23 protein-coding genes are annotated in these 21324 nt (G+C 72.0%); 13 read left to right on the top strand and 10 right to left on the bottom strand.

The features are described from left to right. Nucleotides 1-73: 73 nt before the first annotated feature. Complete coding sequence (locus tag VHU88_06590) at nucleotides 74-1222, bottom strand: lysyl oxidase family protein (GenBank protein HEX3611337.1); 1149 nt, start codon at nucleotides 1220-1222, stop codon at nucleotides 74-76. A 399-nt stretch (nucleotides 1223-1621) separates the two neighbouring features. Between VHU88_06590 and VHU88_06585 the strand changes: the two genes are divergently transcribed. From VHU88_06585 to VHU88_06575, 3 genes are all read left to right on the top strand, one after another. Beyond that, nucleotides 1622-1954: an STAS domain-containing protein gene (locus tag VHU88_06585; GenBank protein ID HEX3611336.1), complete on the top strand. Its 333-nt coding sequence runs from the start codon at nucleotides 1622-1624 to the stop codon at nucleotides 1952-1954. Nucleotides 1955-2021: 67 nt separating this feature from the next. After that, entirely contained in the window at nucleotides 2022-2438 is a 417-nt protein-coding gene (locus VHU88_06580; protein ID HEX3611335.1) for a peptidase inhibitor family I36 protein, read from the top strand. 40 nt (nucleotides 2439-2478) lie between these two features. Further along, complete coding sequence (locus VHU88_06575) at nucleotides 2479-3051, top strand: YbhB/YbcL family Raf kinase inhibitor-like protein (protein HEX3611334.1); 573 nt, start codon at nucleotides 2479-2481, stop codon at nucleotides 3049-3051. 29 nt (nucleotides 3052-3080) lie between these two features. On the opposite strand, the gene VHU88_06570 is transcribed toward VHU88_06575, so the two are convergent. Then, entirely contained in the window at nucleotides 3081-3467 is a 387-nt protein-coding gene (locus VHU88_06570; protein ID HEX3611333.1) for a VOC family protein, read from the bottom strand. Nucleotides 3468-3798: 331 nt separating this feature from the next. Here VHU88_06570 and VHU88_06565 point away from each other — a divergent pair, with 331 nt between their 5' ends. Together VHU88_06565 and VHU88_06560 are read left to right on the top strand one after the other, a co-directional pair. Continuing rightward, nucleotides 3799-4332 (top strand): hypothetical protein, encoded by a 534-nt coding sequence (locus VHU88_06565; protein ID HEX3611332.1) that lies wholly within the window; start codon nucleotides 3799-3801, stop codon nucleotides 4330-4332. Further along, nucleotides 4329-6485: a transglycosylase domain-containing protein gene (locus VHU88_06560; GenBank protein ID HEX3611331.1), complete on the top strand. Its 2157-nt coding sequence runs from the start codon at nucleotides 4329-4331 to the stop codon at nucleotides 6483-6485. The genes VHU88_06565 and VHU88_06560 overlap by 4 nt, the downstream gene beginning before the upstream one ends. A 12-nt stretch (nucleotides 6486-6497) precedes the next feature. On the opposite strand, the gene VHU88_06555 is transcribed toward VHU88_06560, so the two are convergent. From VHU88_06555 to VHU88_06545, 3 genes are all read right to left on the bottom strand, one after another. Beyond that, nucleotides 6498-8555 carry a SpoIIE family protein phosphatase gene (locus VHU88_06555; GenBank protein ID HEX3611330.1) on the bottom strand — a complete coding sequence of 686 codons (2058 nt, stop codon included), beginning with the start codon at nucleotides 8553-8555 and terminating at the stop codon, nucleotides 6498-6500. 379 nt (nucleotides 8556-8934) lie between these two features. Beyond that, on the bottom strand, nucleotides 8935-10161 hold the full coding sequence (locus tag VHU88_06550; protein HEX3611329.1) for a MauE/DoxX family redox-associated membrane protein: 1227 nt from the start codon (nucleotides 10159-10161) through the stop codon (nucleotides 8935-8937). A gap of 62 nt (nucleotides 10162-10223) precedes the next feature. Further along, complete coding sequence (locus VHU88_06545; protein HEX3611328.1) at nucleotides 10224-10874, bottom strand: hypothetical protein; 651 nt, start codon at nucleotides 10872-10874, stop codon at nucleotides 10224-10226. A 315-nt stretch (nucleotides 10875-11189) separates the two neighbouring features. Between VHU88_06545 and VHU88_06540 the strand changes: the two genes are divergently transcribed. Next, on the top strand, nucleotides 11190-11516 hold the full coding sequence (locus VHU88_06540) for a hypothetical protein (GenBank protein ID HEX3611327.1): 327 nt from the start codon (nucleotides 11190-11192) through the stop codon (nucleotides 11514-11516). A gap of 100 nt (nucleotides 11517-11616) precedes the next feature. Here the strand turns inward: VHU88_06540 and VHU88_06535 are convergent, their stop codons facing one another. The 3 genes from VHU88_06535 to VHU88_06525 all read right to left on the bottom strand — a co-directional run bounded on the left by VHU88_06535 (nucleotide 11617) and on the right by VHU88_06525 (nucleotide 13714). Beyond that, on the bottom strand, nucleotides 11617-12237 hold the full coding sequence (locus VHU88_06535; protein HEX3611326.1) for a M23 family metallopeptidase: 621 nt from the start codon (nucleotides 12235-12237) through the stop codon (nucleotides 11617-11619). Between the two features lie 35 nt (nucleotides 12238-12272). Beyond that, nucleotides 12273-12668: a peptidase inhibitor family I36 protein gene (locus tag VHU88_06530; protein ID HEX3611325.1), complete on the bottom strand. Its 396-nt coding sequence runs from the start codon at nucleotides 12666-12668 to the stop codon at nucleotides 12273-12275. A gap of 104 nt (nucleotides 12669-12772) precedes the next feature. Beyond that, nucleotides 12773-13714 carry an LLM class F420-dependent oxidoreductase gene (locus VHU88_06525; GenBank protein ID HEX3611324.1) on the bottom strand — a complete coding sequence of 314 codons (942 nt, stop codon included), beginning with the start codon at nucleotides 13712-13714 and terminating at the stop codon, nucleotides 12773-12775. 562 nt (nucleotides 13715-14276) lie between these two features. On the opposite strand from VHU88_06525, the gene VHU88_06520 reads away from it, so the two are divergent. The 6 genes from VHU88_06520 (at nucleotide 14277) to VHU88_06495 (ending at nucleotide 19109) form a co-directional block, all read left to right on the top strand. Next, complete coding sequence (locus tag VHU88_06520) at nucleotides 14277-14942, top strand: Crp/Fnr family transcriptional regulator (GenBank protein HEX3611323.1); 666 nt, start codon at nucleotides 14277-14279, stop codon at nucleotides 14940-14942. A 321-nt stretch (nucleotides 14943-15263) separates the two neighbouring features. Next, complete coding sequence (locus VHU88_06515; protein HEX3611322.1) at nucleotides 15264-15956, top strand: class F sortase; 693 nt, start codon at nucleotides 15264-15266, stop codon at nucleotides 15954-15956. A 43-nt stretch (nucleotides 15957-15999) separates the two neighbouring features. Further along, nucleotides 16000-16335: a hypothetical protein gene (locus tag VHU88_06510; protein HEX3611321.1), complete on the top strand. Its 336-nt coding sequence runs from the start codon at nucleotides 16000-16002 to the stop codon at nucleotides 16333-16335. A gap of 159 nt (nucleotides 16336-16494) precedes the next feature. Next, nucleotides 16495-17244, top strand: coding sequence for an SDR family NAD(P)-dependent oxidoreductase (locus VHU88_06505; GenBank protein HEX3611320.1), 750 nt, complete (start codon nucleotides 16495-16497; stop codon nucleotides 17242-17244). 57 nt (nucleotides 17245-17301) lie between these two features. Continuing rightward, nucleotides 17302-18078, top strand: coding sequence for a thioesterase family protein (locus VHU88_06500; protein HEX3611319.1), 777 nt, complete (start codon nucleotides 17302-17304; stop codon nucleotides 18076-18078). A 47-nt stretch (nucleotides 18079-18125) separates the two neighbouring features. Then, the gene (locus tag VHU88_06495; protein ID HEX3611318.1) at nucleotides 18126-19109 is read left to right on the top strand and encodes a 2-dehydropantoate 2-reductase N-terminal domain-containing protein; all 984 of its coding nucleotides are present in this window, start codon (nucleotides 18126-18128) and stop codon (nucleotides 19107-19109) included. A 7-nt stretch (nucleotides 19110-19116) separates the two neighbouring features. On the opposite strand, the gene VHU88_06490 is transcribed toward VHU88_06495, so the two are convergent. Next, nucleotides 19117-19812, bottom strand: a complete 696-nt coding sequence (locus VHU88_06490) for a YoaK family protein (GenBank protein ID HEX3611317.1) — start codon at nucleotides 19810-19812, stop codon at nucleotides 19117-19119. A gap of 53 nt (nucleotides 19813-19865) precedes the next feature. Continuing rightward, on the bottom strand, nucleotides 19866-20591 hold the full coding sequence (locus VHU88_06485) for an SDR family oxidoreductase (GenBank protein ID HEX3611316.1): 726 nt from the start codon (nucleotides 20589-20591) through the stop codon (nucleotides 19866-19868). A gap of 393 nt (nucleotides 20592-20984) precedes the next feature. Here VHU88_06485 and VHU88_06480 point away from each other — a divergent pair, with 393 nt between their 5' ends. Next, nucleotides 20985-21299, top strand: coding sequence for an isoamylase early set domain-containing protein (locus VHU88_06480; protein HEX3611315.1), 315 nt, complete (start codon nucleotides 20985-20987; stop codon nucleotides 21297-21299). Nucleotides 21300-21324: the final 25 nt, after the last annotated feature.

Genomic DNA, 21324 nt, shown 5'->3' with positions numbered 1-21324 from the left:
CGCAGCCTGAGTCGTCCAACCGACGACTGTCAGACTCCCCGCAAGTGAGGGCAGCTATGCCTCTTCGAGCCGGTCAGCCCCGTCTGCTGCAGTCGACGCCAGTCGGGTCGACCGCGTCGCACTGCGGGGCGGCGCTGTCGTCCGAGTTCTCGTCGGGGCCGTCGTTCCACACGACCGAGCCGTGGTCCTCGGGCTGGGCGGGGCGCTCGTCGGACCCGCGGTCGAGGATGCGGACGGAGGCGTGGTTGCCGTGCCGGACAAGCTCGAAGTCGATCCAGGTCAGGTTGTCGCCGCGGTCGGACTCGAGCAGCAAGCCGTCGCCGTTGGCCATGCCCAGCAGCCGGTAGCGACCGGCCGGCACGTTGCTGATGTCGATGGACTGCCCGGGGATCTTCCAGCGATAGACGTCGCCCCAGCCGACCGACAGTCCCATCCGGAAATGCGTGGCCCGGCGGTCGCCGTGCGCGCAGCCTTGGTCGTTCGGGAACTCCGGCTTGTCCGGGGTCTCCGGTAGCGCGCGGTGGAAGCTGTTGTCGAAGAAGCAGAAGCCGATCTTGTGGTTGGCGCCGATCAGCTGGTTGTCGGACAGGCGCAGCAACTGGTACTTGGCCACCCCGGGGACGTGCCAGTGGTTGTGCCCGTCGCCGCCCCACATCGGCTGCAGCGGCAACCCGATGGCGCGCAGGACCGAGCCGGCCGGGCTGAGGATCTCCTGGGCGACGGTCCAGGCCTTGCCGACCGCGTCGCGGTGCGCGGCGACCACCAACAGGCCGTGGCCGATGTTGACCACAGTGCTGGTGAACCGCAGTTCGGTGTTGCCGTCGGGTCGGTTGATCACCTTCAGGTCCCGGGTCTGGGCCATCGCCAGGTCGGGCAGCGGCAGGCCGGCCAACGGGTCGGCCGGCGGGGCGGCCGGGGTGCCGGTGTTCGGGGGGCTCCCGTTCGGGGCGCTCGCGTTCGGGGGTGCCTGGCCCGGGGGTGCCTGGTACTGGGGCGGCTGGTCGGGGTTCACGGGTGGGTTCTGCTCGGGCGAATTCGGGGCGGATTGGCCCTGCTCGGTTGCCGCACCCGCCGTCGGGCCGACCGGCTGCGTCGGGTTGGAATTGCTCGGCGGCGGGGCGTAGGAGCTGCCGGCCGCCGTTGCCGCGGCAACCGGCCCGACCAGCAACGCCGTGCCCAGCGCAAGCGACCCCACCGTGCCGCGGGAAAGGCGGATCGACACTTTTCCCCCACCATCTTCGAACAGCGCCCGTCGGGTGCAGTTCTAGTCGGGGAGCGGTGCGGAAAAGGAGCGAATCCGAAAATTGTCACCCGCCCGGAGCACCTGTCATGAATTAGTCCGGCGAGACGTCGACAATGCGCAAGTGCGCCCGGGAATGCTCCGGTTCGTGGTGATTCGCCCGGCGCGGAAGTGCCGCTGCGCGGGCGTTTCCTGACGGGTCGAATCCATTCCGTCGACGCCGGCCGGCTGAGTCGATCAGCCGGCGGCGCCCCGGCGGGTCGCCCGGATCTTCCGGCCCCGAGCGCATTGACTGCTTCCTGACGGGTAGTCAGGCGTGCGGAAGGGAGCCGACATGGGCGCACGGAAGGTCGTCCAGGCGCAGCACGCGCCGGTCCAACCGTGAACGCGGACGCCCCGCGGGATCCGGTTGCCTCCACCGACCGTTGCACGGCGGAGTTCGTGGACGGCGTCCTGGTGGTCCAGGGCGAGGTCGACGCCGAGACCGCCCCGGACCTTGTCCGGACACTGTGCGAACTCACCGTGGGGCCCGGGCCCCGCCGCATCGACCTGTCCGGTGTGCGGTTCATCGACAGCCGGGGAATCGAGGCGCTGTTCGCTCTCGCCTCCGACGACCTCGAGATCATCGTCGGCGCCGGATCGCTGGTCGAGCGGGTTCTGCACACGGTCGGACTGGACCTCGTCGCGAAGCTGCGCCCGCGCACCGCGCCGTGACACGTCCGGGATCGTTGTGCGGCCCGGGTGGCCGGCGCACGATGGATGTGGTCGGAGGTGGGGTCGGGTGCGGGTGTCGTGGGTCGGGGCGTCGACCGCGGTGATCGGGCTGAGCGCCGGTGCCGTGGTGCCGACCGCCGCGGACGCCGCAGCGCCGCCGCCGGCGACCGGCATGGCGCGCTGCTCCACGGGTTCGCTGTGCACCTGGGCGTTGCCGGGGTTCGCCGGGGCGATGACCCGATTTGTGGACGACGGCAACTGGGCGGGCCAGTGCAGCCCGATGCGCGAACCGGTGAAGTCGGTGGCGAACCTGACCTCGGCCGCCCCCTGGCGGATGACCATCTTCCTGTTCCACGGCACCCGGGCCCGGCCCTGCGAGGCCCACGGCCTCTACGCCCAGAGCGTCCCGGGAGCAACCGACCCGAACGTGAGGGGCGGCCCGGTCACCGGCGTCCGCATCTACTCCGACCCCGGCGGCTCCTGACCCGCTGACGGCGCCACACCGACGCGACGCGGGGGGAGACATGGCTGTGCTGGGCAAACTGTTGCGGAATCGGCGCGCCGGCGAAGGGGGCTCGGCCTGGAACCTGCCGAACCTGGGCACGGCCGACACGTTCGACGTGCACAGCCCGGACTTCGAGCCCAGCGGCGCAATCCCGTTGGTCTGCGCCGCCCGACGGGTCGGCGGCAGCGAGCTGTCGCCCGCACTGACCTGGCCGGCCCCGCCGGCCGGCACGGTGCAACTGCTGCTGGTCGTCGAGGACGTCGACGTGCCGCTCCGGGTGCCGGTCGTGCACTGCCTGGCGCTGCTGCATCCCGCGGTAACCCAGCTCGACCGCGGTGCGCTGGCCGCGACCGGGGCCTCGGACGGGGTGCGGATCCTGCGCTCGAGCATCAGCCGTGGCTACCTGGGCCCGGCGCCGATCAAGGGGCACGGCCCGCACCGGTACGTGTTCCAGGTGTTCGCGCTGGCCCGCGCCGTCCCGGACGGGGTGCGCGGGCGCGCCGTCGACACCGCCCGACCACGCGACGTCCTGCGTGCCGCGGGCGAGGTGCTCGCCCGCGGCCGGCTCCACGGTTGTTACGAACGCACCTGACGTCTCTGCCCACCGGCCCTTGGGCCGGATCAGCTCTGCTCGACCACCATGAGGGTGTGGCCGCTCGGGTCGCGGAACCAGAACATCGGCGGGACCGGCTCGCCCATCCGGGCCACGTGCTCGTCCACGTCCACCCCGAGCTTCTGCATGGCCACGTGGGTCGCGTCGATGTCCTGGGTGGTGATCGTGATACCGGACTGGACGCCGACGATCGCGGCGTCGCCGGGCGGCGGCGCCAGTGCGACCCCGGTCTGCCCGACCGGCAGGTAGACCTCGACCCAGCGGTAGCCGTTGCCGAACGCCATGTCCGTGCGCTTCTCGAACCCCAGCGACTCGTAGAACGCGATCGCCTTGTCCTGCTCCTGGGTGGGCAGGCAGACCAGGCTGATCCCGCGCAGGCCGACGTCGTTGCTCATCCTGGTGCCTCCAGATCGACGGAACATCTCGCCGCAGACCCTAACGTGGGGAAGGTTCGCGCCTGGCAGGTATCAGGCGGGAGCACGCCGGCCGTGCGGCACCGATCGGCTCGCGTCCTTCTGATCAGCCACGACGCCGCCGTTCCTGCGCCAGGTCGCGTTGCCGGGCAGTTGTTTCACATTCCGATCGGGAGGTAGACGTCACTCGCCGGGCTGTCCGGACATCGCGTGTCGCCGCTAGGAGGCGCCCGTGCAGACTGGGAAGCCTGGCCCCGCTGTTCCGCCCCCGAGCACCCCTGGTTGGGGGCTGACGGCTGGATTCCTCGGCGCGATGACCGCGGCAGGAATGACCGTGGTCCTGTTCGTGGCTGCCCTGGCGGTCACCTACCTGGTGGCGCGCGAGCAGCACGACGATCTCCCGGCGGTTGGCCGGACGGTGATGTCCGGCACCCCGACCGTCGATGTCCTCCGTGCGACGGTGCTCTCGTCGACGCTCTTCGGAGCGTTCTTCTGCGGCGGGTACGTGGCCGCGCGGCTGAGCTCGCGCGACGGGCGGCGCCAGGGATTCCTCGTCTGGGTCTGGACATTGCCGGTGCCGCTCGGCATGGTCACCGTCGCGATGTCCGGCGACGGCCTGGTCCGACGAGTGGTGTCCGCCGCGGCCTCCGGCACCTCGACCACGCTGCTCTTCGGGTCGCTGATCGCGCTGGCTCTGCTCGGCGCGCTGGCAGGCGGGGACACCGGACAACGGGCCCGGGCGATGCCCGCCGCGCCCGACCCGGCGCCGGCTGCGGCGCCCGACCCGGCCCGGGCCTGGGTCGACGCGGCCCCGGTGGCCGCGGCCGTCGCCAACCCCGTGCGGTGAGCACCGATCCGCAGGACCAGTATCGGCGCCTGCTCGCGGCCGCGGCCGTCGTGCTGGTCGTCCCGGTCGCGATCGGGCTGCACTCGCTTACCTCGGTCGGTCGGACCGCGCTGGCCGGCTGGACAGCGCAGGACGCGCTGCAGGTAGAGCCATCCGCGCGCTCGGTCGTGCTGGCGCGTGACGGCTCGGTGCTGGCCGAGTTCTACCGGCAGGACCGCATTCCGGTCCCGCTCGAGGCGGTCTCGCCGGCCGCGCGCGACGCGGTGATCGCCACCGAGGACGCTCACTTCTACTCCCACGGCGCGTTCGACCCGGTCGGCATGCTGCGCGCGGTGGCGACGAACCTGGCGGCCGGCGATATCCGGCAGGGCGCCTCCACGCTCACCCAGCAGTACGTCAAGCAGGCCGCGTTGCTGTCGGCCGCGGACGACGACGGCCGCCGCGCGGCGACCGAGACCACGCTGTCCCGCAAGATTCGCGAGCTCGGCCGGGCGTTCGCCGTCGAGAAGGAGATGAGCAAGGACGAGATCCTCGACCGATACCTGAACATCGTGTACTTCGGTAACAGCGCCTACGGCATCGAGGCCGCGGCGCGGCGATATTTCTCGGTCGCCGCAAGAGATCTGACGGTGCCTCAGGCAGCGCTGCTGGCCGGCGTGCTGCGGAGCCCCCGGGGGTACGACCCGATCGCCGCTCCCGACGCCGCTCGGGACCGGCGCAACGTGGTGCTCGGCCGAATGGCGCGGGCCGGTCGGCTGGACCCAGCCACCGCGGCCCAGTACGCGGCCCAGCCGCTGAACCTGAACCCGAGCGCGCCCCGGGTCGGTTGTCAGGCGGCCGCACATCCGTTCTTCTGCGACTACGTCCTGGCCGAGATCCGAACGCTGCCCACGCTCGGAGCCACACCGGCCGCCCGCGTCGAGAAGTTGCTCGACGGTGGCCTGACCGTGCGCACCACGCTGGACCCGACGATCCAGGGCGCCGCCGAGAAGGCCGTGCAGGCAACCGTCGGCCCGGCCGCGGATTACGGAGCCGCGATCGTCCTGACCGAACCAGGCACCGGCGCGGTCCGGGCGCTCGCGCAGTCCCGCGACTACGGCACGGCCTCCGGGCAGACGACCGTCAACTGGGCGCTGGACGCGGCGCAGGGCGGCAGCCACGGGTTCCAAGCAGGTTCGACCTTCAAGACGTTCGTGATGGCCGCTGCGGTCGAGAACGGCATCGACCCGGGAACGGTGATCGATGCCCCGGCCCGCGTCGATGTCGACGGGTTCCATAGATGTGACCGCGGCACGGCATTCCCGTCCTGGTCGGTCGGCAACCACAATTCGGCGGGCTACGGGCCGATCGACATGCGGGAGGCCGCCGCGCGGTCGGTGAACACCTACTTCGCGCAGTTGGAGCAACGCACCGGGGTTTGCGCGGCTCCCGCGTTGGCGGAGCGGATGGGGCTGCGCCGGGCCGACGGTGCGCCGTTGAGCCGGGTGCCGGCGTTCACGCTCGGCGTTGACGAGGTCTCGCCGCTGCGGATGGCCGAGGCCTACGCGACGCTCGCTGCGGGCGGGACGCACTGTCCCTCGCACGGGATCGAGTCGATCGACGGACCGGGCGGGAAGTCGCTGTACAGCCCGCCGGGTTGCGCGAGCGTGCTGTCCGCGCAGACCGCCGCAACCGTGACCGATGTGCTGCGCGGGGTCATCGACGGGCCGGACCCGGCCCGCACCGGCAGCGCCGAGACCCTGGGCGCGACCGCGGCCGCAGGCAAGACCGGCACGACCGACGACGAGACCGCCGTCTGGTTCGCCGGCTACACCGACCACCTGGCCGCCGCGGTCTGGGCCGGCCACCCGGACGGGTCCCGACCGATGCGCAACATCACCGTGGGGGACCAGGTCCTCGCGGTGGCCACCGGTGGGGCGGTGCCGGGCCGGATCTGGACCGACGCCATGGTCGGCGCCCTGGATCTGCCGACCGACCCGACGCGACGTGCGTCCGACGCGGCCGCCCGCGTGGCCGCGACGCAGCCGATCGCCGCGCCGACGGTGAGCGCGGAGCCGAATGTGCCGCAGGAGACGGAAAAGTCGCGCCGGTCCCGCCACTGGGACGACTTCGACAACGGGTCGGACAACCCTTGGTTCGGATTCGGTGGCTGATCTGACGCGGCCTCAGAACTGCGTGGTGGAAGCTACTCTGACCGCGAGCAGGGCCGTGTCGTCGCTGCCGGGGCTGTCGGCCAGCAGGGTGTCGCACAGTTCCGGCAGCGGTCGGTCGGCGAGTTGTCCGGCCCGGCTGCACAGTTGCGTGATGCTGCGGTTCAGGTCGATCCCGCGGCGCTCGACCAGGCCGTCGGTGTAGAGCAGCAGCGTGGAGTCGGGACGGTCCAGGTCGACCTGTGTGCTGCGGTGGTCGAAGGGCGGCAGTGAGGCGACCAGCGCGACCCCGGTGGGTTGCCCCAGCCGGCGCCCGGAGCCGTCCGGCTCGACGAGCAGGGGTTGCGGATGCCCGGCCGAAGCCCAACGCATCGTCCAACCGGTACTGCCGCGGTGCAGTCGGGCGAACAGCACAGTCGCCATGGCTGCGATGTGCAGGCACCGGTTCGCGTCGGCCAGTCGGTCCAGCACGGTGCACGGGTCGAGGTCCTCGTCCATCGCCAGTGCCCGCAGCACCGCGCGCAGTTGGCCCATGGCCGCCGCGGCGGTGATGTCGTGGCCGACCACGTCGCCGACCGCCACCGCAAGTCGGCCCGGGGCGGTCTCGAACGCGTCGTACCAGTCCCCGCCGACCTCGTCGCTGCCCGCCGGTTGGTAGCGGCCGCACAGTTGGAGCCCGGGGACCTCCGGCGGGGCGGACAGCAGGCTGCGCTGCAGGACCAGCGCGGTGCGCCGGGTGCGCTGGTACCTCAGGCCGTGGCCGAAAGCGACCGCCGCGTACCCGGCTATCTCCTCGATGATCCGTAGGTCCGCCTCGTCCCAGGCCGGGCGCCGGTCGCACATGCCGAACGACGCGACCGCGACGACCAGGCCGTCGACGAGCACCGGCGCCAGCACCAGGTGGTTCAGCCCGGTCTTGAACGTGCCCGCCGATCCGGTCCGGTCGGCCCACTCCGGCACCGTCGGCGTCGGCAGCGGGTGGGTGAGCAGCCGCCCGGACCGGATGGTCTCGGTGATCGGATCCTCGCCCCACCAGGCGATCCCGTTCTGCAGCGGAAGTGGCTCGACCCCCTCGGTGATCACCGAGGCGACCCGGTCGGTGATCACCGGAAGTTCCGGGACGCTGCCCGCTGCCACCGGCCGGTGCAGCACGTGCACGCTGGAGAAGTCCGCCAGTTCCGGCACCACGGCCCGGGCCAACCCCTGCAGTTCCTCGGTGGGGTCCAGGCGCCGGTTGATCGCGGCCTGCGCCGCGGAGGACAATCGGTGCCGCCGGGCCGCCTGGTGCAACCGTCGAGTCCGCAGGGCCCGGCCGAGTGCCTGGGCAGCCAGGTCGGCGACGGTGGTGAGGAACAGCCGTTCCCCGCCGCTGAACTCGCGCGGTGCCCAGTGGCCGACCGACAGGATCGCGATCAGTTCGGCCTCGACGAACAACGGCAGGCGGGCCAACGCCTCGATGCGCGCACTGTCGTACTGCTCGGCCGCCTCGGGCCCGAACCGGCGCCGGTTGTCCTCGGCCGAGGTCAGGAAGACCGCGTTCCCGGTGGCCGCGACCTCGGCCATCGCGCTGGGCAGGTCCAGTCGCACATCGGTGAACCGTTCCCGGTAGCCGATCGGCGTCCCGGCGACCCGGATCGCCCGTGCGACGTTGAGCCCGCGGCCCACCTCGCGCAGCGAGAACGTCTGACAGGCCACGGCCCGCTGCACGTGGGCGGACAGCGCCGCCGTGACGTCGTCCACGGTAACCGTGGCGCCGAGCGCCGCCGCCAAGGCGGCGAGGTCCTGCGCCCGGCTCGCGGCCGCCGCCGAGCGGGCCTTGGCGATCTCCTGGGCGATGCTCAGCCGGACCCGTTGCAGGCCCTGTCCGAGCAGGTCCCCGGCGGCGGTCAGGAACTCCTGGTCGCCGGCCGCGGGGGGCCGCGGGTCGGGGAAGTGCAGGCCCAGCACGCCGACGAAGGTCCGGCGCTCGTCGACCGTCAGCGGCACCAGCACGACCGTCGCATCGGACGGGCACAGCGCGGCCAGGGCCGGCAGCCGGTGCGCGACCTCCGACCGACTCGCCGCCCAGAGCACGTCGCGGGCGGCGACCGTACCCAGAATCTCCCGCAGCGCAGGGGAATCCGGCTCGTGCAGCTCGAAGCGGACCTGGGTACAGCCGCCGAGCGCCGTCGCCCGGAGCAGGCCGTCGGCTCCCGGCTCCAGGCGCCCGGCCCAAGCGGCGGGGCAGCCCAGCGCGGCGCCGATCTCGGCCGTCGCCCGGTCCAGCAGCGCCTGCTCCGGGCCCCCGGGTCGACGACAGCGTCCCGATCAGCTCGTACAGGGCGGCCAGCCGCTCCGGCGCCGTCGAAGAGCCGGTGCCGGACACCTCACCATCGCCCGGAGGCCGGGCAGCGCAGCGGTTCAGGGCCGTCCTCCCGTCGGTCGCGCGGTGCGGCCATGATCGCGCACCGGGTCAACGGGCCGGCGCAGCGGCCGGGCTCATGATCGCGGCCTGCAGAGCGGTTGGGTCGAACGCCACCGACTGGGACAGCTCGTGCCCGTCGAGGATCAGCTCCGGGGTGCCGGTGTTACCGTCCCGACTGGCTTGGTTGTCGACCTCGCGGGCCCAGGCGGCGTAGGTCTGATGCCGCACCGCGTCGACGTACCGGCTGTCGGTGAGGCCCACGGAGGCGCCGAGCGAGATGAGGTCGGCGATCGTGAAGCCGCCGGTGCGCTCGGCCGGTTGGTGGGCGAACAGCGCGGCGCGCAGGGCGGCGAACTTCCCCTCGTCCTGGGCTGCGCCCAGTGCCGCGTCGGCACGCACGCTCTCCGGGCCCAGGAAGCTGCGCATCCGGTACTCGACCCGCACCGCTCCGGCTTCCACCGCCGCGGCCAGGGTCTGCCCGCTGGTTCGCTCGAACTGCCCGCAGATCGGGCACTGCGGGTCCTCGTAGGCGACGATCGTGTGCGGCGCGGACGGCGAACCGACGACGATCCCGCCCGCCGCGGTGACCCCGGCTGGAACAGCGGTGGGTGCTCCGGGGGCGCCGGCCGCCCCGACGGCCACCCCGGTGAACCCAGCCGCCAGCACGGTACCCGCGGCGGCGATCGCCACGATGCGCTGCGACCGGCGATAGGCAGCCACCGCGGCCTGGTGCCGGACGGCCGCGGCGCGGGCCTGCCGGTCGGTGGCTTCGTGCGGGGCGAGCGGCGGCCGGGGCCCGACGGCCAGGTGCGACCGGCCGAACCAGGCCAGCGCCGCTGCCGTAGCGGTCAGGGCGAGGTCGCGCCCGATCTCGCCGGCGTAGTGCGGATTCTCGGTCGGGCCGCCGGAGCCGAAGCAACCGCAGTCGATCCGCAGCCCGCGGGCTGCGGCCGAGACGATCGCGCCAGTGAACACCGCCAGCAGTCCGGCGGTCAGGGCGGCGGTCAATCGAAGTGCGAGGCCGAGCGCGAGCAGGACCGCGAGCGCGAGTTCCATCCAGGGCAGCCCGCGACCGAAGGTGGTCGCCAAGGCTTCCGGGAGCAGGCGGTAGGCGCGTACCGACCGGACGGTGCCGTCCGGGTCGGTGATCTTGCTGAGCGCGGCCCAGCCGAATACGGCGGCCAGGGTGAGGCGCCCTGCGGTTGCGGCCCGTTCGCCGAGCTGCCGGGGCTGGTTGGTGGTGCTGGACGTGCGGCGTTCAAGGGTTCGGGGCACAGCTGTCTCCGGTTGGTCGAGGGGACGGCCGCACGGGCCAGGCCCCTCGGATCAGCCGGGGATCAGCCTGCGGCGCGGACGGCGAAAGCGATCCGCGCGGGCGGGCCCCGCCGAGCGACCGTCGCCACGACCCGGATGCGTGTGCGGATGCGGCCGGTGTGCGAGCCGGGGCGCGGGCTGCGTACCTGGGCCGCGGGCTGGATTACGGCGGTGAGCAAGCGCAGCGCGACGCAGACCCGGCGTGCGCTCGCGCCGAGCGAGGCGCCGATCAGGGCGAGCGCATGGCCGAGCAGGTCCAGCCCGGTCCGTCCGGCGCGCAGCCCGATCGCGAGCAGCAGGCAGACCAGCAATTGCGCGGCCGCCAAGGCCCAGCCGGCTTGCGCCGTCAGCGCCCCGATCGGGCCGCGTCGGGTCTGTGCTGCCGACGGGCAGCACACGAGTGCGGCCGGGCCGGACGGCTGCCCGGTGCCGAGGACTGTCAACGCGTGGCTGCCGAACTGGGCGGCGGCCAGTACGAGGCCCAGCGGCAGGACGCGAGTTGTGCGGGCGGCCAACGGCCACAGCGTCATGCTCAACAGGAGGCCGCCGAGCAGCGTCGCGGTGGCCGAGACCTGGCCCTGGCTGCCGGCCCGAAGCGACAGCTGTGCCAGCGCGCCGCCGCATCCGCCGACGCCGGCGAGCACCGCGCCGGTCCGCCACTGCCAACGTCCCACGGCGCGCAGGATCACACACCCGGCTGTGGCCTGGCTGTGGGTTCGCCCCCTCGGCGCACTCTCATACGGAGCGTCATCCCCGAGGGCCGAAATCTCACGTCCCACGTATGAGAGTCAGCGCTCCACGTATGAGAGTCAGCGCTGCGATCATCGATGATCGCAGCGTCGCCGGCGGCTCAGGGCAGAGGCGAATCGTTATCCGATTCGGGTTTGGCGTCCGGTTCGGCCGGAAAGCACTGCCTCACCGGTCGGTTCAAGTTCGCTTTCGGGCACCTACGCGGACCGGTTCGAGGGTGCCGAAGGGAAGGGAACAGGATGACTTTGCGACAGGGCAGGACTGCAGCGGGCCGGTTGGCCGCTGTGTGCGTGCTGACGGCCGGCGCCTTCGGCCTGAGTACCACGGCGGCGGGTGCCGCGACGGCACCCGGCCACGCCGCGGCGTCCGTCGTGCCGGCGAAGCCGGCGCCCCGCGGGCCGCACGGCGGTGGCGGTGGGCACTGGCGCGGTGGCGGCGGGCACTGGCGCGGTGGCGGCTACGGCTACCGCGGTGGCGGCTACTACGGCGGCGGCGACTACTACGACGGCGGCTGCGACCCGTACTACTACGGCTACTACGACACGGACAACCCCACCTGCGACTGACGGGGATCCGGCTCGCACCAGTTTCGAAGCGCAGGCACCGGCCGCCGCCGGTGCCTGCACTTGTCCTCGTCCCAGGGCTGACGCGGCGTCAGCTCGAAGCTCAGCAGTCGGTCGTGCAGCCCTTGTCGCCGACCTGCCGATGCCGGGCCGCGACGGCGGTTGCGGGGGAGCGGTCGCGGTGCGCGCGCCAGGCGTCCAGATACGGCCACGGGTACACCTCGCCGCGGCGGACCCACCACCGTCCCGGGACCGTGGGCCAGGAGATGCCGAAATGCAGGTGCGACGATCCGCCGCGGGCATCACCGGACCGCCCGACCGCACCGAGCGGTTGCCCGGCCTTCACCGCCGTGCCGGGTCGGATGCCTGGGGCGAGGGCGGACAAGTGGGATCCGTAGTAACGCACGCCGTCGGCCCCGACGATCGAGACCGAACGACCGCCCCGGTCCGCGCCCTTGTTGCTCCGCGAGTTCCAGTCGTCGGCCGCGGAGATCTCGTCGACGGTCCCGGCGACCGGGGCGAGGAACGTGCAGCCGACCGGGGCGAACATGTCGGTGGCCGGATAGTCGTGATGGACGTGCCCGTACGAGACGTGCCCACTGCAGCGCAACGGGAACTCGTAGTGGGTCGCCGAGCCGACGGGCACGGCGGCATCGGCCGCGGGCATCGCGACCAGCGACGTCATGGCAGCGATCAGCGGCCCGAACAGGGTTGGCAACAGCACCCGGTCAAGGTACGTGACGACCCGGCGCCGACGAATCAGTCGACCGGGTAGACCAACGGGAAGACCACGCTGCGGGCGTGCCAGTCGCTGAACTTCCCGACCTTGCCACCGCCGGCGATGTCCTGGCTGTCGCCGCCGTCGTCGCACTGGTCGTTGCCGAACACCGTGACGCCGTACTTGGTGTTGTCGATCACCGACCCGATGTGGTGATGCATGCACGGGGCGTCGTCCAGGCGCGTGGACTTCGCGGACCAGTGCTGCGGAATGGTCAGGACCGCGGGCTCGCCCTGGTAGTTGGCCTCGGGGAACAGGCACAACGCGTGCGCCGGGCAGTTACCCGCGGCGGCCGCGTGCGACGACCCGACGGCGAACGGCGACACGGCGGCGGCGCAGGTCAGCGCTACCAGGATCAGCGGCGTGCGGTACTTCATCCGGTCCTCCTCGGGCCCCACGATCGGGTTTGCCGACACCCAAGATCAATGGTGCCCGGTTGCGGCCGTGCGCATCCACGGTGGAGGGCCGAACCGGTGGTGCCTCAGCGGCCGAAGGCCGGGATCACCGAGCTGCCGAGGAGCTCGAGGTGGGCCAGGTCGGCAAGGTCGAGCACCTGGAGGTGGACCCGGGTCATGCCCGTGGCCTCGTGCCAAGTCCCAAGCCGGTCGACGATCTGCGCGGGCGACCCGGCCAGGCCGTTGAGCTTCAGGTCCTCGACGTCACGGCCGATCGCCGCGGCCCGCCGGGTGACCTCGGCGTCGCCGCGACCGGCGCACACCACCAGCGCGACCGACCGACGCATGGATCCCGGGTCGCGGCCGGCCGCTCGGCACGCCTCGCCGACGCGGGCGAACTGGGCGCGGGCGGCCGCCATCGGCTGGAAGGCCACGTTGAACTCGGCGGCGAAGCGCGCGGCCAGTTCCGGGGTACGCCGGGCACCCATGCCGCCGATCACGACCGGCGGCCCGGGGCGCTGTGCGGGCTTGGGCAGGCCGGGGGAGTCCAGAACCTCGTAATGCTTGCCGGAGAAGCTGAATCCGCCGCCGGTGGCCCACAGTCCGGTGATGACCTCCAGCTGCTCGGCGAGCCGGTCGAAACGCTCGCCGAGGTCTCCGAACGGCAGACCGTAGGCCTGATGCTCCCGCTGGTACCAACCGGCGCCCAGGCCGAAGTCGACCCGTCCGCCGGACATCGCGTCCACCTGAGCGACCGCGATCGCCAGCGGGCCGGGGTACCGGAAGGTAGCAGCGCTGACCAACGTCCCCAGCCGCACGCGCTTGGTCTGGAGCGCCAGCCCGGCCAGCGTGATCCAGGCGTCCGTCGGACCGGGACGACCGTCGCGGTCGCCCATCACCAGGTAGTGGTCGGAGCGGAAGAACGCCTCGAACCCGGAATCCTCGGCAGCGCGGGCGACCGCCAGCAGGTCGTCGTAACTCGCGCCCTGCTGCGGTTCGGTGAACACGGTGAAGTCGAGAGCAGTCACCCGAGAAACCCTACGTGGCAGCGAATCCGCGGGATTCGTGCCGGATCGGCTGGACACGCGTGACGTGATCAATTCCGGGTAGACGGACGCGAGTCAGCTCCACTGGTGACCCCGTTTGGGGGAGCCGGAAGTGGGCAGTGAGACACATCACATCCAGTCAGCCCCCGCCACACGCGCACGGCCGGATTTCCCGCACTCGGTCGATCGCGTAGCCGCAACTGCCCAGGAGCTCTGTAGGAGGGCCTGAGCCTGCGACGGCCAACGAAGGCGCCGCCACGCCGACTGTCCGAGTGAATCCCCGCAAGTCCCAGCGGAGTCGCACATGACCAGCTCAATCCTCGCGCCGGTCGAATCGGCGGTCGAGAACCAACCATCCGTCGCAGTGCCGTGCGCCGGGAAGCCGACGCCCGACCGGGCGAACGAGATCCGCAGGCCCCGATTGCAGGTGGTGGGCGGCAGATCGGCGCCGACCGGGCGATCCCGGCGCGTCGGTCGGGACGCCACCCGTGAGACGTTCGGACCCGCGCACGACGTCCCGATCAGCGTCGAGCAGAGCGTGGACATGATCCGCACCTCGATCTTGTTCTCCGCACTGGACGACGAGGCGGCCGCCGACCTGCGCCGGTGCATGGCTGAGGGTCGACTGCGCCGCGGCCAGGTGCTGTTCCGCCAGGGCGAAGTCGGCGACCGGCTCTACGTCATCGCCGACGGCAAGGTCAAACTCGGCCGCGTGGCATCGGACGGACGCGAGAGCTTGCTGTCGTTGCTCGGTCCCGGTGACATGTTCGGTGAGTTGTCCCTGTTCGACCCAGGCCCCCGGACGGCCACTGCAGCCGCCGTCACCGACGCACAGGTCTGCGCCCTGGAACGGCGGGCGCTCGAACCGTTGCTGGGGCAGCGCCCGGACCTCGCGCTGTGCCTGCTCGGTCGGCTCTCACGGCGCGTGCGCCGCTCGGCCGAAGCGCAGACCGATCTGGTCTTCCACGACACCCCCGGTCGGGTGGCCAAGACCCTGTTGGATCTGTCGGCCCGCTTCGGAACGCCCTGCGACGTCGGCCTGCACCTGCGGCACGACCTGACGCAGGAGGAGTTGGCGCAACTGGTCGGTGCGTCCCGGGAGACCGTCAACAAGGTTCTGGCCGACTTCTCGGACCGGGGCTGGATCCGGACGGCGGCTCGTGCCGTGGTCCTGGTCGACATCGAACGCCTCCACCAACGCGCCCGCTGACCCGACGTCAGTTCCCCGCCCGGAAGCGTCCGGCCCGGTCTCTTGACCGGGCCGGGCGCCTCTGTGCGCACGGCCCGGGCGATGCTCCGTTCTGTCCTATTTCTCGCGATGTGCACCCGCGCCGGCGAATCTGCTGGTACACGTGATTCGGCAGGAGGTAGGACCGATTCGCGTTCCGTCCGGGGCGCGCCGATGACGGCCGATCGGCCCCGATCCGAACATCGCATGGGAAGATCCCCCGACACCGACGTGCGGGCGCGATGCCGGGGGGCAGACGCCGCGACGGGGTCAGGCCGATCGGTGCGAGTTGGGGGCAGGCTGATGGGTCGGTGGCGGCTGGTGACCGTGGGCGCGTTGACGGCTGCGCTCGCCTTCACCTACGCACTGCCGGTCGCCCGGGCCGACGACGGCCCGCCGGACCCGATCGGGATCGGCCCGCTGCCGCTTCCCCCCCTGCCCCCGATCCCGGGGCTGCCGCCGCTGCCGTTCTTCCCGCCGCCGCCGGGCCCGCCGCCGCCTCCGCCGCCCTCGGGCTGCAGCACGGCCGCGCGTCCGTTCGTGCCGGACACGGTCGACCTGACGGGAATCGCGGACGACGTCCAGGTGGTCGCCGTGGGCCGCGACTCCCAGAACCGACCCGGGGCCCCGCCGATCAGCCACGCCGGCAAGTACATGATGGCGTTCGATCTCGGAAGCGGCGTCAAACCGGGGGACCCGCACGGGAACTCACTGTTCAACGCCCACACCTGGCCGGACGGCAGCGCGCTGGGCAACGAGATGCTGGACCGACTGCATTCCGGCGACCACATCGTGGTCCACGGCAGTGGTGGTCGGATCTGTTACCGGGTGACCGACCGGGTCGAGGTGCCTGCCGAGGCGGTCAGCAACGGCCGGAGCCGATATTTCGAGACCGCGGGGCCGCCGCAGATCGCGATCGCGGTGTGCTCCGGTCGTCGCATCGGGCCGGGCCACTGGACCAAGCGGACCCTGTGGTTCGCCGCCCCGGTGCGTTGATTCTGACGCTACGTCAGTTCAAGTCGGGGATACCATCGTGCACGTGAGTCCAAACATCTACGAAGACCCGACGCTGACCCTCGACACGGACGGGATCACGCTGCGGCGCTACTACTTCCCGTGGGCCGGATCCAAACGGATCCCGTACTCCGCGATCCGCGGGGTCGAGTGCCGGTCGATGTCGTGGCGCAGCGGCAAGGGCCGGATCTGGGGCACCAGCCATCCGAGCTACTGGTTCCCGCTCGACGTCAAGCGCACCGGTAAGGAAATGATGCTCGTGATCGACGTCGGGCATCGCGTCAAGCCGTGCGTCAGCCCGGACCAGACCGACCGTGTCGTGGAGCTGCTGAGCGAGCGCGTGCCGGTGACGACCCCCTGAGGGCGCTGCACTGACCCAGGAACGCAGTGGGCGGCCCGGTCACTGGTATCCAGAACTGGAAGTAAGGCTTCCCAGCACTTCTGATTGAGTGTCAGATAGGGGGAGTCGTCGCGGTGTGACGAAGGCCGCGAGAACCCGTACCGAAGGGGCAGGTCGTTGATGCGGACCGTACTGGTGACCGGGGCGAGCAGTGGGTTCGGGTCCGCGATCGCGGAGCGCTACATCGCCGACGGCGACCGGGTCGTGGCGCTGGCCCGAAGAGCCGATCGCCTGAAGGAGTTGGCCGAACGGTTGGGTCCCCGGGTGCACACCGTGGTGCTCGACGTCCGGGACTCCGCGGCGGTGGCCGAGGCGATCGCCGGGCTGCCCGGCGAGTTCGCCGAACCCGACGTGCTGGTCAACAACGCCGGGCTGGCTGAGGGGCTGGAACCGGCCCAGGCCGCGGACCTCGCCGACTGGGACAGGATGGTCGACACGAACTGCAAAGGCCTGACCTACATGACCCGGGCGGTGCTGCCGGGGATGGTGCAGCGTGGGCGCGGGCACGTGGTCAACCTCGGATCGGTCGCGGGCACTTACCCGTATCCCGGCGGCAACGTCTACGGCGCCACCAAGGCATTCGTCCGGCAGTTCAGCCTCAACCTGCGCTCGGACCTGCACGGCACCGGCGTGCGGGTCAGCTGCATCGAACCGGGGTTGGCCGGTGGCACCGAGTTCTCACTGGTCCGGTTCCATGGCGACGCCGAGCGTGCCGACGCCGTCTACGACCGGACGCAGGCACTGACCGCCACCGACGTCGCTGAGGCAGTCGCCTGGGCCACCAACGTGCCGGCGCACGTCAATGTCAACGTGATCGAACTGATGCCGGTGGTCCAGAGCTTCGCCGGCTTCCAGGTCGCGCGCACCTGAGCAGCGCCGGGCCGGCACCGAGCCCGGCCCGGCAAATCTGCCCGTACGCTCCGGGTGATGAGCGACGCGTTCTACGAGCCGCTGGGGGACGGGCGCTACCGCGCCGGCGAGCACACCGTCGGGCCCTGGGACCCGGATTCCCAGCACGGCGGGCCGCCCTCGGCACTGTTGGCCCGGGCCATCGAACAGGAGCCGGGCGCCGGCCCGGTAACGATCGTGCGGGTCTGTCTGGACATCCTCGGCCCGATCCCGGTCACTGAGGTGGCGGTGCGGACCCGGGTGCTGCGCCCGGGGCGTCGGATCGAACTGGTCGAGGCCGAGATGACCGCGGCCGGTCGGCCGGCGTTGCGGGCGCAGGCTTGGCGCGTGCGTCGAGCGGACGTGGATCTGCCGCCGGCGGTCGCCGGACCGGACGACACGGTGCCGCCGTTCCCGTCGACCGCGAAGGACTTCGCCGACTGGTCCGGCGGTTATCTGCGGGCGATCGAGTGGCGCTGGGTGCAGGAACCCCGACCGGAAATCGGTGCGGGCACGGTGTGGGGGCGGATGCGGTTCCCGTTGGTGCCCGACGAGGAACCGACGGGTCTGCAACGGGTCCTCGCCGTGGCCGACTCCGGCAGCGGGGTCTCGCACCGGCTCGACCCGCGCGAGTGGCTGTTCGTCAACACCGAACTGACCGTGCACCTGGCCGCGGTCCCGCGCGGGCAGTGGATCTGCCTGGACGCCCGGACCCGGCTCGACGAGTTGGGGTTCGGCCTGGCCACATCCCGGTTGTTCGATCGGGACCGGGTGGTCGGGCAGGGCGCGCAGAGCCTGTTCGTGGCGCGGCGCTGAGAGAGCGTGCGTCGGTTGGCGACGAGGGTCGGGGGAAGGGCTGCGGCGTGCGGTACGTGATCATCGGCGCCGGCGCGGTCGGGGGGACGATCGCGGCGCGGCTGCACCTGGCCGGCAGTCGGGTGGCCGTGGTGGCTCGCGGCGAGCACGGGGCGGTGATCGCCCGCGACGGCCTGGCGTACGCCGACCCCACCGGAGCATGCGTGGTCCGGTTGACGGTGCACCCGCAGGCGGCGCAGGTCGACTGGGCGCCGGGCGACGTCGCCGTGCTGGCCACCAAGTCCCAGGACAGCGCTGCGATCATCGATGATCTGGCTGCGAACGCGCCATCGGTCCCGGTGTTCTGCGCCCAGAACGGCGTGGCCAACGAACGGGTGGCCGCGGCACGCTTCGCCGACGTCTACGGCATCTGCGTGATGCTGCCCGCCGAGCATTTGCGCGCCGGAGCGGTGACGGCCTACTCCGGACCCGTGCCGGGCATCCTCGACCTGGGTCGCTGTCCCGAAGGCACCGACGAGTTGGCCGTTGCGGTGGTTGCGGACCTGCGCGCCGCCGGGTTCAGTTCGCAGCCCGAGTCGGCGATCATGCGCTGGAAGTTCCGCAAGCTGATCATGAACCTGGCCAACGCCGGTCAGGCGATCTGCGGCCCGGACGACCCCGACCTGCCCGCGCTCGCCGCCCGCGCGGCCGCCGAGGGCGAGGCCACTCTGACGGCCGCGGGGATCGCCGTGGCCACTCGCGCCGAGGACGCGGTCCGGCGCGCCGAATTGATCACCCCGCGCCTCGTGGCCGGCGTCGAACGGGGCGGCGGCTCCACCTGGCAGAGCCTGACCAGGGGCACAGCGGTGGAGACCCCGTTCCTGAACGGCGAGATCGTCGCTCTCGGCCGTGCGCACGGTGTCCCGACTCCGGTCAATCAACTACTGCTCGACGTGGTCGCGGACCTGGCCGACCGGGGCGAGCGGCCCGGCGGGGTGAGTGCCGCGGAACTGCTCACCCGCCTGGACGCGGCACCGCCCGCCGAAGCCTGACGCCCCGTCAGTGTCCGGCCTGCGCGCGCCACGCGCCGGGGCGGCGGGGCGTGTTCCACGCGAGGGTCGTCACGGCGACCAGGATCGCCTCGGCCAGTACCAGCGCGGCGGTGATCCCGACGTGCACCTCGAGTTCGGCGCCCGCGGTCGCGCCGACGAGCATCGTCACCACCGCGGCGACCCGGGTGGGGAAGGCCGGGGTGCGCCCGTCGGCGGCGATGCCGGTCAACGTGAGCGTGAGCACCGTGGTCGTCAGGTCCGGGACGCCGAGCCCACGCACAGCGCCGTTCTGGATGCCGCAGGCCGCGGCCAGCAGGGCAACCGCGATGTCGCGCGGACCGGCCGACAACGGGCGGTGCGCCGCCGCGACCAGAATCGTGGCCACGGTGACGAGGACCAGTTCGGCGGTTGCGGCCACCGCGATCAGTCGGGCCCGGTCGGCACGAAGACGGCCCACCAGACGCCCGCCGGTGCCGGCGCCTGCGAGGAACCCGGCCAGCGCGATCAACGTCGCCGCCAAGGAGATCCCTAGCGCGCCGGCTACGGCGAAGCCCACGAACACCACGTTGCCGGTCATGTTGGCCACGAAGACCCGGCCGAGGCCGAGGATGCTGACGGCGTCGACCACTCCGCTGAACACGGTGAGGCCGAGCAGCAAGGCCGGCAACGGGCCGTGTCTGCGGTCCGGGCTCAGGCGGGCCATGGCGGCGAGACTACGATGCGCCCGGACCGTAGGTCGGGCAGCTGGGAACGCGGTCAGCCGAGGACTTCCCCGCCGTCGACGTGCAGGGTCTGACCGGTCAGGAAGGTGTTCGTGAGCGCGAACAGGACCGCGCTGGTCACGTCCTCGACGGTGCCGATCCGCCGGACCGGGTTGCGCTGCGTGATCTCGGCGAAGTAGCGATCCCTGCCGTCCGGCCCGAGGGCGTCCCAGGCTCCGGTGTCGATGACCCCGGGGGACACGGCATTCACCCGAATAGGGCCCAGTTCCAGCGCCAGCGACCGGGTCAGAACCTCGGCGGCGCCGTTGGTGATCGCGACCCCCAGGGTGCCGACCGCGATCTTGCTCGCCGCGACCCCGGAGAAGAGCACCAAGGACCCGCCCGGGTTGATCCGGGACGCGAAGTGCCTGGCCAGCAGGAGTGGGCCGACGACCTTGGTGTCGAACGACCGCAGGAGGGCGTCGCGGTCCAGATCGGGCAGCCGACCGCGGGCTCGGGCCGAGGCCGTCGAGACGACGTGGTCCACCCGCCCGACGCGTTCGGCCAGCGCCGCGATCGAGTCCTCGTCCGTGAGGTCGACCGATTCGGCGCTGATCCCGGGGTCGTCGGCGTAAGCGGCAGTCAGACCCGCGCAGTCACGGCCTGCCACGATCACCGTGGCACCCGCGGCCCGCGCGGCGAGCACCACGGCCTGCGCGATGCCGCCCGCGCGGCCGACGACGAGGACCCGCTGCCCCTGCAGGACGGAGTTGGTGGTCATGCCCGGTCTCCTTCTGTTGTCTAACCGTCAATAACGAATATAACGGTTAGAATCGCTATTGACCAGGGTGGCCCTGGGCGCCGCTCGTCCGACTGCCGCGAACGCCGGTTCGCGAATCGTCCGCTACATCTGACGGCCAGTCAGTTCGGATCGGCGCCAGGTTCATCGGCGGCCGGATTCGGCGCGAGGAGAACAGCGCGCCGGTGATTGTCGGGCCGCAGTGCGGGAGGTAGATTCCGCTCATAACCCGGTGCGGTCCAGAAAAGGCGCCGCCGACCCCGGGTTCCGCAGCTCGATCTGCGCGCGTCCGGTTCGACGTGGCCTCCGGGCGGGCGCGACCACCTGGCCCTGCTGTTGGCGACCGCTCACCGTGACTGGAAGAAGGACGGGGCAATGATCACGCGTAGGAAGACCCGCGACACCGAGACGGTGTCGATCACCTTCTCGGCCAACCAGACCGACCCAAGCACCGGCGCGGTCAGCGTGGTCGGCGACTTCAACGGCTGGGACCCGGCCGCGAATCCCTTGCTCAGCAGGGCAGGCGGGCCGCCGAAGGCCACCGTGCGACTGCGGGCGGGGCAGGTGTACCGCTTTCGCTACGTGACCGACGGCGGCCACTGGTTCGACGACGAGCGCGCCCACGGCTACGAACCGAACGGCTTCGGCGGCAACAACTGCCTTCTCGACCTGGCCGAGGCCGCGCGATAACGGTCGCCGGTACCGGCCGTGCGGG

This window comes from Sporichthyaceae bacterium, assembly GCA_036269075.1.
Lineage (GTDB): Bacteria > Actinomycetota > Actinomycetes > Sporichthyales > Sporichthyaceae > DASQPJ01.
The sequence above is the reverse complement of the archived record's forward strand: the minus strand, read 5'-3'. Positions and strand labels throughout refer to the sequence as shown.

What these genes read in the sequence shown, in the direction of transcription:
- VHU88_06575 (HEX3611334.1), top strand. Translation starts at nt 2,479, where the DNA reads ATGGCTGTGCTGGGCAAACTGTTGCGGAATCGGCGCGCCGGCGAAGGG.
- VHU88_06570 (HEX3611333.1), bottom strand. Translation starts at nt 3,467, where the DNA reads ATGAGCAACGACGTCGGCCTGCGCGGGATCAGCCTGGTCTGCCTGCCC.
- VHU88_06565 (HEX3611332.1), top strand. Translation starts at nt 3,799, where the DNA reads ATGACCGCGGCAGGAATGACCGTGGTCCTGTTCGTGGCTGCCCTGGCG.
- VHU88_06540 (HEX3611327.1), top strand. Translation starts at nt 11,190, where the DNA reads ATGACTTTGCGACAGGGCAGGACTGCAGCGGGCCGGTTGGCCGCTGTG.
- VHU88_06530 (HEX3611325.1), bottom strand. Translation starts at nt 12,668, where the DNA reads ATGAAGTACCGCACGCCGCTGATCCTGGTAGCGCTGACCTGCGCCGCC.
- VHU88_06520 (HEX3611323.1), top strand. Translation starts at nt 14,277, where the DNA reads ATGATCCGCACCTCGATCTTGTTCTCCGCACTGGACGACGAGGCGGCC.
- VHU88_06515 (HEX3611322.1), top strand. Translation starts at nt 15,264, where the DNA reads ATGGGTCGGTGGCGGCTGGTGACCGTGGGCGCGTTGACGGCTGCGCTC.
- VHU88_06505 (HEX3611320.1), top strand. Translation starts at nt 16,495, where the DNA reads ATGCGGACCGTACTGGTGACCGGGGCGAGCAGTGGGTTCGGGTCCGCG.
- VHU88_06500 (HEX3611319.1), top strand. Translation starts at nt 17,302, where the DNA reads ATGAGCGACGCGTTCTACGAGCCGCTGGGGGACGGGCGCTACCGCGCC.
- VHU88_06490 (HEX3611317.1), bottom strand. Translation starts at nt 19,812, where the DNA reads ATGGCCCGCCTGAGCCCGGACCGCAGACACGGCCCGTTGCCGGCCTTG.
- VHU88_06485 (HEX3611316.1), bottom strand. Translation starts at nt 20,591, where the DNA reads ATGACCACCAACTCCGTCCTGCAGGGGCAGCGGGTCCTCGTCGTCGGC.
- VHU88_06480 (HEX3611315.1), top strand. Translation starts at nt 20,985, where the DNA reads ATGATCACGCGTAGGAAGACCCGCGACACCGAGACGGTGTCGATCACC.